The 14,154-nt window shown below is 65.1% G+C and carries 9 protein-coding genes; 5 read left to right on the forward strand and 4 right to left on the reverse strand.

Annotated features, from left to right (window positions below):
* Positions 1 to 25 precede the first annotated feature (25 nt).
* The gene (locus IAE34_RS07745) at positions 26 to 742 is read left to right on the forward strand and encodes a glycerophosphodiester phosphodiesterase (protein WP_200138281.1); all 717 of its coding nucleotides are present in this window, start codon (positions 26 to 28) and stop codon (positions 740 to 742) included.
* Positions 743 to 790: 48 nt separating this feature from the next.
* Here the strand turns inward: IAE34_RS07745 and sthA are convergent, their stop codons facing one another.
* On the reverse strand, positions 791 to 2,185 hold the full coding sequence (sthA, locus tag IAE34_RS07750) for a Si-specific NAD(P)(+) transhydrogenase (protein ID WP_200138282.1): 1,395 nt from the start codon (positions 2,183 to 2,185) through the stop codon (positions 791 to 793).
* A 248-nt stretch (positions 2,186 to 2,433) separates the two neighbouring features.
* Positions 2,434 to 3,897, reverse strand: a complete 1,464-nt coding sequence (locus IAE34_RS07755; protein ID WP_200138283.1) for a glyceraldehyde-3-phosphate dehydrogenase — start codon at positions 3,895 to 3,897, stop codon at positions 2,434 to 2,436.
* 166 nt (positions 3,898 to 4,063) lie between these two features.
* Between IAE34_RS07755 and mfd the strand changes: the two genes are divergently transcribed.
* The 3 genes from mfd to IAE34_RS07770 are packed head-to-tail and all read left to right on the forward strand — an operon-like array spanning position 4,064 to position 11,402.
* Positions 4,064 to 7,513, forward strand: a complete 3,450-nt coding sequence (gene mfd / locus IAE34_RS07760) for a transcription-repair coupling factor (RefSeq protein ID WP_200138284.1) — start codon at positions 4,064 to 4,066, stop codon at positions 7,511 to 7,513.
* A 9-nt stretch (positions 7,514 to 7,522) separates the two neighbouring features.
* Complete coding sequence (locus IAE34_RS07765; protein WP_200138285.1) at positions 7,523 to 8,098, forward strand: CsiV family protein; 576 nt, start codon at positions 7,523 to 7,525, stop codon at positions 8,096 to 8,098.
* A gap of 4 nt (positions 8,099 to 8,102) precedes the next feature.
* Positions 8,103 to 11,402, forward strand: coding sequence for a DEAD/DEAH box helicase (locus IAE34_RS07770; protein ID WP_200138286.1), 3,300 nt, complete (start codon positions 8,103 to 8,105; stop codon positions 11,400 to 11,402).
* An 8-nt stretch (positions 11,403 to 11,410) separates the two neighbouring features.
* On the opposite strand, the gene nagZ is transcribed toward IAE34_RS07770, so the two are convergent.
* Together nagZ and IAE34_RS07780 are read right to left on the reverse strand one after the other, a co-directional pair.
* Complete coding sequence (gene nagZ, locus IAE34_RS07775) at positions 11,411 to 12,409, reverse strand: beta-N-acetylhexosaminidase (RefSeq protein ID WP_200138432.1); 999 nt, start codon at positions 12,407 to 12,409, stop codon at positions 11,411 to 11,413.
* A 168-nt stretch (positions 12,410 to 12,577) separates the two neighbouring features.
* Entirely contained in the window at positions 12,578 to 13,291 is a 714-nt protein-coding gene (locus IAE34_RS07780) for a TetR/AcrR family transcriptional regulator (RefSeq protein WP_200138287.1), read from the reverse strand.
* A gap of 241 nt (positions 13,292 to 13,532) precedes the next feature.
* On the opposite strand from IAE34_RS07780, the gene lexA reads away from it, so the two are divergent.
* Complete coding sequence (gene lexA, locus IAE34_RS07785; RefSeq protein WP_200138288.1) at positions 13,533 to 14,141, forward strand: transcriptional repressor LexA; 609 nt, start codon at positions 13,533 to 13,535, stop codon at positions 14,139 to 14,141.
* The last annotated feature ends 13 nt before the right edge of the window (positions 14,142 to 14,154 follow it).

Consider the following 14,154-nt stretch of genomic DNA (forward strand, 5'->3'; position numbering starts at 1 on the left):
CCTTTTCCCTTCTGAAGGAACGAACGTGACCCTGATCTACGGCCATCGCGGCGCCAAGGGCGAAGCGCCCGAGAACACCCTCACCAGCTTCCGTCAGTGCCTGTCGCACGGTGTGCACCGCTGCGAGCTGGACCTGCACCTGTCGGCCGACAACCAGCTGATGGTGATCCACGACCCCACCCTCAAGCGCACCACGGGCCGGCGCGGCAAGGTGGTCGAGCACAGTGCCGATGCCCTGACCAGCTATGACGCGCGCCAGGGCGGGCCGGGGCACGTGCAGCCCTGCCCTATCCCGCGCCTGGAAGAGCTGTTCGAACAGTGCGCGTTCGAGCACTGGCAGCTGGAGGTCAAGAGCGCATCACGCACCCGGGCCGCCACCACGGTGCTGGCGATTCGCGAACTGGCCCAGCAGTACGGGCTGCTGGACAAGGTGACCATCACCTCGAGTTCACGGGAAGTGCTGGGTGCGGCCCAGGAGCTGGTGCCGGACGTGGCCCGGGGGCTGGTGGCCGAATATGCCTGGCTGGATCCACTGAAGGTGGCGCAGAACTACGGCTGCCAGATGCTCGCGCTGAACTGGACGCTGTGCACCCCGGAGCGGCTGATCAAGGCGCAGCGCCAGGGGTTGCACGTGTCGGTATGGACGGTCAACGAACCGGCGCTGATGCGCCGACTCGCCGACTTTGGCGTGGACAGCCTGATCACAGACTTTCCCGGTTTGGCCAAGACCACCCTCGGGTAGGGCTGAAATCGGTCTCCCCGACCGGCTCAGGCCACCGGCCGGAGCCGCTCAAAAAAGCCGGTTCAGGCCATCGTACGCCGCTACCCGATAGGCTTCGGCCATGGTCGGGTAGTTGAACGTGGTGTTGACGAAGTACTTGAGATTGTTCAGCTCACCCGGCTGGCTCATGATCGCCTGGCCGATGTGGACGATCTCCGAGGCCTGGTAACCGAAGCAGTGCACGCCGAGGATCTCCAGGGTCTCGCGGTGGAACAGGATCTTCAGCATGCCCTGAGGCTCGCCGGCGATCTGCGCACGCGCCATGCTCTTGAAGAACGCCTTGCCCACTTCGTAGGGAACCTTGGCCTGGGTCAGCTCCTGCTCGTTCTTGCCGATCGAGCTGATCTCCGGAATGGTGTAGATGCCGGTTGGCACGTCGTTGACGAAACGCCAGCTGCCATTGTCGACGATGCTGCCAGCGGCCGAACGGCCCTGGTCATGCGCGGCGCTGGCCAGGCTCGGCCAGCCGATCACGTCGCCGGCACCGTAGATATTGGCCACACCCGTGCGGTAGTTTTCGTCCACCTCGATCTGACCACGGCTGTTGACCTTGATGCCGATGTTCTCCAGCCCCAGTTTGTCGGTGTTGCCGGTACGACCGTTGCACCACAGCAAGGCATCGGCCTTGATCTTCTTGCCGGATTTCAGGTGCAGGATCACACCGTTGTCCAGCCCCTCGACCCGCTCGTAGTCTTCGTTGTGGCGGACGGTGATGTTGTTGTTGCTGAAGTGATAGCTCAGGGCCTGGGAAATTTCCGAGTCCAGGAAGCTCAGCAACTGGCCGCGGTTGTCGACCAGTTCGACCAGCACGCCAAGGCCGCTGAAGATCGAGGCATATTCGCAACCGATGACGCCGGCGCCGTAGACGATCAGCTTGCGCGGAGTGTGGCTGAGGCTGAGGATGGTGTCGCTGTCGTAGACCCGCGGATGGTTGAAGTCGATGTCGGCCGGACGGTACGGCCGCGAGCCGGTGGCGATGATGATGTGCTTGGCGTTGAGCTTTTCGACCACGCCGTTGGGGCACACCACCTCGACGGTCTGCTCGTCGGCGAAGCTGCCGGTACCGACGAACACGTCGACGCGGTTGCGCGCGTAGTAGCCGGTACGCGATGCCACTTGCTTGGCGATGACCTTCTCGGCGCTCTTGAGCACGTCGGGGAACGAGAACCAGCGCGGCTCACCGATGGCGCGGAACATCGGGTTGGTGTTGAACTGCATGATCTGCCGCACCGAGTGACGCAGTGCCTTGGACGGAATGGTTCCCAGATGGGTGCAGTTGCCGCCGACCTGGCGCCGGCTGTCGACCATCGCCACCTTGCGCCCTGCCTTGGCGGCGTTCATCGCCGCGCCCTCACCGGCCGGGCCTGAACCCAGCACCACCACGTCGTAGTTGTAGACAGCCATGCGTACTCCTTCAGAACGGGCCCGCCGGCCAACTGGCCGCGGGGCTTGCCATGTCGCCTGGGCGCCATGAAAAAATCGGGTGCAGTCTAATCGAGCCTGAACGCTGCGCACATTACCCCTTGGTCGCGTCGTAGGCCAATTCTGCTTGCACTACATGGGCGCCACCTGTACCTGCTGCAGGGCCAGGCGGCACCCTACGAAAAACGGGAACCCGCAGGTTCCCGTTCGTTCAGCACTTCACTCGCCGATCAGCGCGGGAAAGCCGGCGGATTGACGCCAGCCATGTCTTCCATCACGCGGACCACCTGGCAGCTGTAGCCGAACTCGTTGTCGTACCAGACATACAGCACGACGCGGTTGTCGTTGCAGATGGTGGCCTCGGCATCGACCACACCGGCATGACGCGAGCCGACGAAATCGGTGGACACCACTTCCTGCGAACTCACGTAGTCGATCTGCTTGTGCAGCTCCGAGTGCATGGCGGTCTGGCGCAGGTACTCGTTCAGCGCTTCGCGGCTGGTGGCCTTCTCCAGGTTCAGGTTGAGGATCGCCATCGAGACGTTCGGCGTCGGCACGCGAATGGCGTTGCCGGTCAACTTGCCCTTGAGCACCGGCAGCGCCTTGGCAGCAGCGGTGGCGGCGCCGGTTTCGGTGATGACCATGTTCAGCGGCGCGGCACGGCCGCGACGGCTGCCCTTGTGGAAGTTGTCGATCAGGTTCTGGTCGTTGGTGAACGAGTGAACGGTTTCGACGTGGCCGTTGACGATGCCGTATTCATCGTTGATGGCCTTGAGCACCGGCACGATGGCGTTGGTGGTGCAGGAGGCCGCCGAGATGATCTTGTCGTCGGCGGTGATGTCGCCATGGTTGATGCCATGGACGATGTTCTTCAGCGCGCCCTTGCCCGGTGCGGTGAGGATCACGCGGGCGGCGCCCGGGCAGGCCAGGTGCTGGCCCAGACCGTCGGCGTCGCGCCATACACCGGTGTTGTCGACGATCAGTGCGTTGTCGATGCCGTACTGGGTGTAGTCGACTTCGCCAGGGTTCTTGGCGTAGATGACCTGGATCAGGTTGCCGTTGGCAGTGATGGTGTTGTTGGCTTCATCGATGGTGATGGTGCCGTCGAACGGGCCATGGACCGAATCGCGACGCAGCAGGCTGGCACGCTTGACCAGGTCGTTCTCGGCGCCCTTGCGCACGACGATGGCGCGCAGGCGCAGGCCGTCTCCGCCGCCGGTCTTCTCGATCAGAATGCGCGCCAGCAGGCGGCCGATGCGGCCGAAGCCGTACAGCACCACATCGGTGCCCTTGCGGGCCGAAAGGTTCTGCTGGCCGACCACATCGGCCAGCTCCTCGCGCACGAACTGCTCGGCGCTGCGGCCGTTGCCCTGCTGCTTGAACTTGTTGGCCAGCTTGCCCAGGTCGACCGAAGCGGCGCCCAGTTTCAGCTCGCTCATGGCCTTGAGCAGGGGGAATGTCTCGTGCACGGACAGTTCGGTCTCGTCGGCCTGGCGATGCCGCGCGAAGCGGTGAGCCTTGAGGATCGAGATCACCGAACGGTTGATCAGGCTGCGGCCATAGATCGAGCTCACCACGTTGTTATTGCGGTAGAGCTGACCGATAAGCGGGATCATCGCTTCAGCCAGGGCTTCACGATCGATCCACTCACCAAGACACTGGTCGGGCTTCTGAGTCACGGGAACCTTCCACATGTAGGGACAGAAAAAAGGGGCTACATTATGCCGCCCCGTCGCGTAACCGGCAATGAGTGCCTGTCGGCGCCGCACACGGGCGCCTTGGAGGCCTTTGGAACCTGACAGCAGACGGCGGCGTCAGTACAATCAATCCCTTTGCCGTACGCTTGGAGTCGGATCTTACGTGTCAGTTCTGCGCCTACCGCCACTGTCGGCCACGGCCGGCAAACACACCTGGGGCAACCTGCCCGGTGCCGCCCTCAGCCTGGCCATCGCCGAGGCCGCCAGCAGCGCTGGCCGCTTCACCCTGCTGCTGACCGCCGACAGCCAGGCGGCCGACCGCCTGGAACAGGAACTGCGCTTCTTCGCGCCGCAGTTGCCGGTGCTGCCGTTCCCCGACTGGGAAACCCTGCCCTACGATCTGTTCTCGCCCCATCAGGACATCATCTCCCAGCGCATCGCCAGCCTCTATCGCCTTCCAGAACTGGACCACGGCATTCTCGTGGTGCCGATCAGCACCGCCCTGCACCGGCTGGCGCCGACTCGTTTCCTGCTGGGCAGCAGCCTGGTGCTGGACGTGGGGCAGAAAATCGATGTCGAGCAGATGCGCGCGCGGCTGGAAGCCAGCGGATACCGCTGCGTCGACACGGTCTACGAGCATGGCGAGTTCGCCGTGCGCGGCGCGCTGATCGACCTCTTCCCGATGGGCAGCAAGGTGCCCTACCGCATCGACCTGTTCGACGACGAGATCGAGACGCTGCGCACCTTCGATCCGGACAGCCAGCGGTCGATCGACAAGGTCGAGTCGATCCGCCTGCTGCCGGCGCGGGAATTTCCCATGCACAAGGATGAAGTCACCCGGTTCAAGGCGCGCTTTCGCGAACGCTTCGATGTGGACTTCCGCCGCAGCGCGATCTTCCAGGACCTGACCAGCGGGATCATCCCGGCCGGCATCGAGTACTACCTGCCGCTGTTCTTCGAGGACACCGCCACCCTCTTCGACTACCTGCCGGCCAACACCCAGGTGTTTTCCCTGCCCGGCGTGGAGCAGGCGGCGGACGTGTTCTGGAACGACGTGCGGGCGCGCTACGAGGAACGTCGGGGCGACCTGAGCCGGCCGCTGCTGCCCCCGGCCGAACTGTTCCTGCCGGTGGAAGACTGCTTCGCCCGGCTCAAGCAATGGCCACGCGTGGTGGTCAGCAGCGACGAGCTGGAGGCAGGCGTGGGACGCGAACGCTTCCCGGCGCGCGCCCTGCCCAACCTGGCGATCGAGGCCAAGGCCAGCCAGCCCCTGGCGGAACTGGCGAATTTCCTCGATCAGTTTCCCGGCCGCGTGCTGTTCACCGCCGAGTCGGCGGGGCGGCGCGAGGTGCTGCTGGAGTTGCTCGAACGCCTGAAGCTGCGCCCTCACATGGTCGAAAGCTGGATGGACTTCGTCACCAGCAGCCAACGCCTGGCGATCACCATCGCGCCCCTGGACGAAGGCTTGCTGCTGGACGATCCGGCCATCGCCCTGGTGGCCGAGAGCCCGCTGTTCGGCCAGCGCGTGATGCAGCGTCGGCGCCGCGACAAACGCGGCGAAGTGGCCAGCGACGCAGTGATCAAGAACCTCACCGAGCTGCGCGAGGGCGCCCCGGTGGTGCACATCGACCACGGTGTCGGCCGCTACCTGGGCCTGGCGACCCTGGAAATCGACGACCAGGCCGCCGAATTCCTCACCCTCGAATACGCCGAGGGCGCCAAGCTCTACGTGCCAGTGGCCAACCTGCACCTGATCGCCCGCTACACCGGCAGCGACGATGCGCTGGCGCCCCTGCACCGCCTGGGCTCCGAGGCCTGGCAGAAGGCCAAGCGCAAGGCCGCCGAGCAGGTGCGCGACGTCGCCGCCGAGCTGCTCGACATCTATGCCCGCCGAGCGGCGCGCAAGGGCTACGCCTTCGCCGATCCGGCCGTCGACTATGCCACCTTCAGCGCAGGTTTTCCGTTCGAGGAGACCCCGGACCAGCAAGCGGCCATCGAGGCCGTGCGCCTGGACATGCTCGCTGCCAAACCCATGGACCGGCTGGTCTGTGGCGACGTCGGCTTCGGCAAGACCGAAGTGGCCATGCGCGCAGCCTTCATCGCCGTGCACAGCGGTCGTCAGGTGGCGGTGCTGGTGCCCACCACCCTGCTGGCCCAGCAGCACTACAACAGTTTCCGCGACCGCTTCGCCGACTGGCCGGTGAAGGTCGAGGTGATGAGTCGGTTCAAATCCGCCAAGGAGGTGGCGGCCGCCGCCGCCGACCTGGCCGAGGGCAAGATCGACATTCTCATCGGCACCCACAAGCTGCTTCAGGACGATGTGCGCTTCAAGGACCTGGGCCTGGCGATCATCGACGAAGAGCACCGCTTCGGCGTGCGCCAGAAAGAGCAGCTCAAGGCCCTGCGCAGCGAGGTGGACATCCTCACCCTGACCGCCACGCCGATTCCGCGCACCCTGAATATGGCCGTGGCCGGCATGCGCGACCTGTCGATCATCGCCACGCCACCGGCGCGGCGGCTGTCGGTGCGCACCTTCGTCATGGAGCAGAACAAGAGCACGGTCAAGGAGGCGCTGCTGCGTGAGCTGCTGCGCGGGGGCCAGGTGTATTACCTGCACAACGACGTCAAGACCATCGAGAAATGCGCCGCCGACCTCGCCGAACTGGTGCCCGAGGCGCGCATCGGCATCGGCCATGGCCAGATGCGCGAACGCGAACTCGAACAGGTGATGAGCGACTTCTACCACAAGCGCTTCAACGTGCTGATCGCCTCGACCATCATCGAAACCGGCATCGACGTGCCCAGCGCCAACACCATCGTCATCGAGCGGGCCGACAAGTTCGGCCTGGCCCAGCTGCACCAGTTGCGCGGACGTGTGGGGCGCAGCCACCACCAGGCGTATGCCTATCTACTGACCCCACGGCGCCAGCAGATCAGCGCCGACGCCGAGAAACGCCTGGAAGCCATCGCCAACACCCAGGACCTCGGCGCCGGTTTCGTCCTGGCCACCAACGACCTGGAAATACGCGGCGCAGGCGAACTGCTCGGCGAGGGCCAGAGCGGGCAGATCCAGGCGGTCGGTTTCACCCTCTACATGGAAATGCTCGAGCGCGCCGTCAAGGCCATTCGCAAAGGCACCCAGCCCAACCTCGAGCAGCCCTTGGGCGGCGGCCCGGAGATCAACCTGCGCCTGCCCGCGCTGATCCCCGAAGACTACCTGCCGGATGTGCACGCGCGGCTCATCCTGTACAAACGCATCGCTTCCGCAGCCGACGAGGAAGGCTTGAAGGACTTGCAGGTGGAGATGATCGACCGCTTCGGGCTGCTGCCCGAGCCGACCAAGCACCTCATGCGCCTGACCTTGCTCAAGCTGCGGGCCGAGCAACTGGGCATCAAGAAAGTCGATGCCGGCCCCAACGGCGGCAAGCTGGAGTTCGAGGCCGAAACGCCGGTCGATCCGCTGACCCTGATCAAGCTGATCCAGAGCCAGCCCAAGCGCTACAAGTTCGAGGGCGCGACCCAGTTCCGCTTCCTGATGCCCATGGAACGCCCGGAAGAACGCTTCAACACCCTCGAGGCGCTGTTCGAGCGCCTCGCTCTCCACTCCAAGTAAGGAAGTTCAATGCGTGCCATTGGTTGCCTGACCCTGCTGCTGACGCTGCTCGCGCCGGTGGCGGCTTTCGCCGAAGGGCCCTATCAGGTGGAGATGCTGGTACTGCGCCAGAACGCGGTGCCGGCGGTGACCAGTCCGTTCGCACCGGAGAACTGGAGCGCGGGTGCCCCACGTCTGAGCCAGGAGGCCGAACGGCCGTTGGCGCTGAACGACGAAGCGACGCGCCTGCAGGCCACGGCCGACTATACCGTCCTGCTGCACAAGGCCTGGCAGCAGCAGGTCGGCAGCGAGCCCAGCCGTATCGCCCTGGGCGCCGGCCAGGAGCAGTTCGGGCACTTTCCCATCGAGGGCAATCTGAGCCTGGCCGAGGGCCGGTTCACGCGCATCGATGCCACGTTCTGGGTCAACGAGCTGGACGGCAACGGCAATGTGCTGCGCAGCGAACAGTTCAAGCAAAGCAACAGCAACGTGAAGAATGGTCAGCTCACATTCCTCGATGGCGGCCATCTGGCCGTGCTGATCAAGGTCGCGCCCGTCGGCATGCGCCAACCGCCAAGCCAGGATCCGGAACTGATGGAGCAGTGAGGCCGTGAAAGCGCTGGAGCACCTGTTTGCAGAAAACCGCAGTTGGGAACACGCGTTCGGCGCGGCCACGCTGCAACGGGGCCGGCGCTACGCCGAGCTGGGATGGGTCAGGCTGGTTTCCGAGCAGCAGTCGCGCATCGAGGCGAGCTGCCAGGGCAGTGGCGACAGTCGCTACCGGCAGTCGATTACCTTCAGCGTCACGCCCGCCAGGGCGGTGAAGGTCGAAGGCCGCTGCACCTGCCCCGTCGCCACCAACTGCAAGCACTGCGCGGCCGTCCTGTACACCCTTGCCGCTGGCTACGAGCCCGCAGCCAGCGGCGGCCACTTGCTACCCCACGAACTCGAGCACTGGCTGCAGGTCCTTGGCCAGCCGCCCGCGCCACCGCCGGAAGACCGAGGCGGACGCATGCTGTGCTACGAGCTCATCCTGCGCGAAGACCTGAGCTGTGCCGTGCGCGCCCGCAAGTGCGCCCCGCAGCCCGAAGGGATGCGCTACAGCCGCATCCACTCACTCCACGAACTGCTGTACGACCCACCCCGCTACGTCACGCAGGACGATTTGCGTATCTTGCGCCAATTGATGACCCAGAACGTGCCGTATGGCCAGGAACGCGGCTACGCCCTCAAGGGCCGTGAAGGTGGAGACCTGTTGCAGCAGATCGCCGCAACCGGCCGACTGCTGGTGGACGAGGGTTCACCCCTGTTGAAGCTGGGCGCCGAGCGCGAAGCGGATTTTCGCTGGGTGCGCCTTGAGAGCGGCCAGTATCGGGGGCTGTGGCACTGCGCGGACAGGCCGGTCAAAGTCCTGCCACTGATCCCGCTCTTCTACCTGGATATCGAAGCGGGCGAAGTCGGCATTCTCCAGCATTCGCTGGACCCGCATACGGCGCAGCAGCTGTCCATCGCCCCCGAGGTGCCGGAACACCTGATCGTGCCCCTGAGCCACAAGCTCAAGGCGTTGAATCACCAGTTACCGACCCCGAGCAGCGTGACCCAGGAGCAGGTGAACGACCTCCAGCCGGTCGCCCACTTGACCCTGGGCAGCGTCGAGTTCAGCGCCTACATGCCCAAGACCGGGCGCATGCAGCGACAGTTGCAGCACCGAGCGGCGCTGGCCTTCGATTACGACGGCATCCGCGCCAGCGGCACCGATGACAAGCCGCTCAGCCGCCTGGCAGGCACCACCAGCCAGCGCATCGCTCGCCAGCCACTGCGCGAGAAACAGCTGCGCGAGACCCTGCGCAGCCTGGGCTTCAAGGCCGCCACCCGCCAGAGCAAGGCCCTGCCCGACAGCGCCGGAGAGATGTACCAGTTGCCGGACGACGAAGCCTGGCTGCACTTTGCTCGCGAGGCACTGCCGAAACTGCGTGAAGCGGGTTGGCACGTGGAGATGCAGCGCGATTTCGCCTTCGACCTGCAGGAGGTGCAGGACTGGTACGCGCACATCGAGCAGGCCCCTGCCCACGAATGGTTCGATCTGGAACTGGGCATCGTGGTCGACGGCCAGCGCCACAGCCTGTTGCCGATCATGTTGCAGCTGTTGCGCAGCAACCCGGAGTTGCTGCGGCCCAGCGAGCTGGCGCGGCGCGGCGACGACGAGCACCTGCTGCTGGATCTCAATCGCAATCGCCCGGAGGGCACCGCACTACGCGTCGCCCTGCCCTATGGCCGGATCAAGGCGGTGATGGGCACCCTGAGCGAGCTGTACCTCAACGAAGCGTCGAGCGGTCCCGCGGTGCGCCTGGAACGCGCTGACGCCGCCCGCCTGAACGACCTCGACCACCTGCCGCTGCAGTGGGAAGGTGGCCAGTCGCTGCGCGACCTCGGCCGCCGCCTGCGCGATGCACGCGACCTGCAGGTCACGCCGCCGAAAGGCCTTGCTGCGACGCTGCGGCCTTATCAGCAACAGGGCTTGAATTGGCTGCAGGCACTGCGCGAAATGGGTACCGGAGGCATCCTCGGCGACGACATGGGCCTGGGCAAGACCCTGCAGACGCTGGCCCACCTGCTGCTGGAAAAGGAAAGTGGCCGCCTGCAGCGGCCCGCTTTGGCGGTGATGCCCACCAGCTTGATCCCCAACTGGCTGGACGAGGCGCAGCGCTTTGCGCCGGACCTCAAGGTGCTGGCACTGCACGGCCCGGGACGCTCGCGCTCTTTCGCCGCGTTGAGCGATCACGATCTGGTCCTGACCACCTATGCCCTGCTGCCGCGCGATCTTCCCCACCTGCAGCCCATCAACTGGCACCTGCTGGTGCTGGACGAAGCGCAGAACATCAAGAGCAGTACCAGCAAAGCCGCCCTGGCCGCCCGGGAGCTCCAAGCCGACCAACGCCTGTGCCTGACCGGCACGCCCATGGAAAACAACCTGGGCGAGCTGTGGTCGATCTTCCACTTCCTGATGCCCGGCTGGCTGGGCGATCAGAAACGCTTCAGCCAGGACTACCGCACCCCGATCGAACGCCATGGCGACACCGACCGCATGGCGCACCTGGCCAATCGGATACACCCCTTCCTGCTGCGCCGGCGCAAGGAACAGGTGGCACAGGAACTGCCGGCCAAGACCGAAATGGTGCATTGGGTGGACCTGAGCGATGCTCAGCGCGACGCCTACGAAACCGTGCGGGTGGCCATGGATAAAAAGGTGCGTGACGAGATCAGCCGCAATGGCGCAGCACGCAGTCAGATCGTCATCCTCGACGCCCTGCTGCGCCTGCGTCAGGTGTGCTGCGACCTGCGCCTGGTCAAGGGCGCTGAAGCCAAGGGCAATCAGGCGGACAAAGGCAAACTCGGCAGCCTGCTGCACATGCTCGAGGAACTGCTGGACGAGGGCCGTCGAGTGCTGCTGTTCTCGCAGTTCACCTCGATGCTCGCACTGATCCAGGCCGAGCTGGACGCGCGGGCCATCCGCTACAGCCTGCTGACTGGCGACACCCGCGACCGACGCACACCCGTCAGGCAATTCCAGAACGGTGAGAGCGAGGTGTTCCTGATCAGCCTCAAGGCCGGCGGCACCGGCCTGAACCTGACTGCCGCCGACACCGTCATCCATTATGACCCGTGGTGGAACCCGGCCAGCGAGAACCAGGCCACCGATCGCGCCTACAGAATCGGCCAGGACAAGCCGGTGTTCGTGTACAAACTGATCACGCGCGGCACGGTGGAAGAGAAGATCCAGCATTTGCAGCAGGAAAAAGCGGCGCTGGCAGCGGGCCTGCTCGATGGCGGGCAGGCCGGACAATGGCGCCTGGGTGATGAGGAGATCGAGGCCCTGTTCGCGCCGCTGACCGGCAAGCGGGCGCGCTAGACGCGTCGTCAGTCCACCAGTTGCGCGTCCTTGAGCGCCCCCAATGCCTCGAGCCAGCGCGGCTGCTGCTTGTAGTCGGTGCACGCCAGGCCTGTGCCGCGCATCGCGGCGATACGCGGTGACGGGCGCACCCGCAAGCGCTGCGCGGCGCTCAAGGCCAGCTCGGCCGCCGCACGATCGTTGCACACCAGGCCCATGTCGCATCCGGCGCTGAGCGCTGCCTCGATGCGGTTGGCGGCATCACCTGCCACATGCGCCCCGGCCATCGACAGGTCATCGCTGAAGATCACCCCGTCGAAGCCCAGCTCACCGCGCAGGATGTCCTGCAGCCAACGCCGGGAGAATCCGGCAGGTTGCTCGTCGATCTGCGGATAGATGACGTGTGCGGGCATGACGGCTGCCAGTTGCCCACTCAGACGCGCGAAGGGCACCAGGTCCGCCTGACGCAGTTGCTCCAGGCTGCGCTCGTCAGTGGGGATGGCCACATGCGAGTCGGCTTCGGCCCAGCCGTGACCCGGAAAGTGCTTGCCGCACGCCGCCATGCCGGCAGCGTTCATCCCGCGGATGAAGGCGCCGGCCAATTGCGTGGCGATGTGCGGATCGCCCTCGAAGGCGCGACTGCCGACCACCGCGCTGCGCTGGTGATCCAGGTCCAGCACTGGCGCGAAGCTCAGGTCCAGGCCGACGCTCAGCACTTCGGTCGCCATCAGCCAGCCACATTGCTCGGCCAGGTAGGCGGCGTTGGCGTTGTCAGCCAGCGCGCGCATCGCCGGCAGGCGCACGAAGCCCTGGCGCAGACGCTGGACGCGACCTCCCTCCTGGTCCACTGCCAGGATCAGGTCGGCACGCACGGCGCGGATCGAAGCGCACAACTCGCGTACCTGGCGAGGGCTGTCGATGTTACGAGCGAAGATGATCAGGCCCGCCACTTCGGGCTGGCGCAGGAGATGGCGATCTTCGGCAGTCAGCCAGTGGCCGGCGATGTCGACCATCAGGGAGCCTTGCAGGCTGGCAGTCATGGAGAGTCCTTGTACGAAGCGCCAGGGTGGCGACACACGTGCACGCCGACATCGACTGTGACGCCGGCAGCGAGCGGATGGGAGGAATTGGGCGTAAGAGTGGAGACAGCAGGCATGGTCGCTAGCTTAGCGCAAGCGCCCCGCTGCGCCCAGCCTTCAGGCCTTGCTCGGGACGGCGCCGGCGGTACTTTTGCTGCGTGGCCGCAACTGCGCGCTGGCCATGGCCGGGTCGGTCACGCCGCTCTCGGCGCGCATGCCCGCTGCCAGGAACGGCACCATCAGCCGCATGACCTGCTCGATCGAGGTGTTGATGCCGAAATCGGTTTCGGCGATGGCCCGCAGGGCCTTGATACCGGACATGCTGAACGCGGCCGCACCCAGCATGAAATGCACGCGCCAGAACAGCTCGATGGGCGGAATGCGTGGGGCGGCGTCGTTGACCAGCAGCATGTAGCGGCGAAACACCTTGCCGTACATGTCTTCGAGGTAACGCCGCAGGTGACCCTGGCTCTGGCTGAATGCCAGCCCGAGCAGACGCATGAAGATCGACAGGTCGTTGTTGCTGCGAGGTTGCACCGCGAGCGCTTGCTCGACGAGCATTTCCAGCAGTTCCTCGAGGCTTGGCCTGGCCTCCGGCTGGGCCTGGCGCCGCTCCAGCTCGCGCTCCAGACTGGCGCAGAACGGACCCAGGAAGCGTGAGAACACCGCCTGGATGAGGGCCTTCTTGGACCCGAAATGATAGTTCACCGCCGCCAGATTCACGCCGGCCTTGCTGGTGATCAGGCGCAGCGAAGTCTCCGCGAAACCTCGTTCGGCGAACAGCTGCTCGGCAGCATCGAGAATGCGTTCAACGGTTTCCGATTGTGCCATGAGTGATCCGCCAGACGAACAGTTGTTTGAAACATACGTTTCAGAGGCTCCACTGTCAAGGTAGGGTGACCCATCGGTCGCGTAATATTCGCCCGAATCCTGGGCCCAGGACGGCTCGGCTGGCAAGGCCTGCAGCGCGCCTGATCGGGCTGAGCGATTTTTTGTTGGAACTTGACCCTTGCAGCCGCCCCAGCACTGTATATAATCCCAGTCACTGTATAAAAAGACAGAGCCACTCGCCATGCTGAAACTTACGCCACGCCAAGCCGAGATCCTGGCTTTCATCAAACGTTGCCTTGAAGACAACGGTTTCCCCCCTACCCGTGCGGAAATCGCCCAGAAGCTGGGATTCAAATCGCCCAATGCGGCCGAAGAGCACCTCAAGGCCCTGGCCCGCAAGGGCGCGATCGAAATGACCCCAGGCGCCTCCCGGGGCATTCGCATCCCTGGCGTGGAGAACAAGCCACAGGACAGCGGCCTGCCGATCATCGGCCGCGTGGCCGCCGGCGCACCGATCCTCGCCGAGCAGCACATCGAGGAATCCTGCAACATCAACCCGGCCTTCTTCCACCCCCGCGCCGACTACCTCTTGCGTGTCCAAGGCATGAGCATGAAGGACATCGGCATCGTCGACGGCGACCTGCTGGCCGTACACACCTGCCGAGAAGCGCGCAACGGGCAGATCGTCGTGGCGCGCCTGGGTGATGAAGTCACCGTCAAACGCTTCAAGCGAGAAGGCAGCAAGGTCTGGCTCATCGCTGAAAATCCAGAATTCGCTCCGATCGAAGTCGACCTGAAAGATCAGGAGCTGGTGATCGAGGGCTTGAGCGTCGGCGTTATACGCCGCTGATCCAGGAGGCGCC

This window comes from Pseudomonas sp. S30 (assembly GCF_016518545.1).
Taxonomy (GTDB): Bacteria; Pseudomonadota; Gammaproteobacteria; order Pseudomonadales; family Pseudomonadaceae; genus Aquipseudomonas.

Coding starts and splice junctions, on each gene's coding strand:
- IAE34_RS07765 (WP_200138285.1), top strand. CDS start 7,523: ATGCGTGCCATTGGTTGCCTGACCCTGCTGCTGACGCTGCTCGCGCCG.
- IAE34_RS07755 (WP_200138283.1), bottom strand. CDS start 3,897: ATGTGGAAGGTTCCCGTGACTCAGAAGCCCGACCAGTGTCTTGGTGAG.
- lexA (WP_200138288.1), top strand. CDS start 13,533: ATGCTGAAACTTACGCCACGCCAAGCCGAGATCCTGGCTTTCATCAAA.
- sthA (WP_200138282.1), bottom strand. CDS start 2,185: ATGGCTGTCTACAACTACGACGTGGTGGTGCTGGGTTCAGGCCCGGCC.
- IAE34_RS07780 (WP_200138287.1), bottom strand. CDS start 13,291: ATGGCACAATCGGAAACCGTTGAACGCATTCTCGATGCTGCCGAGCAG.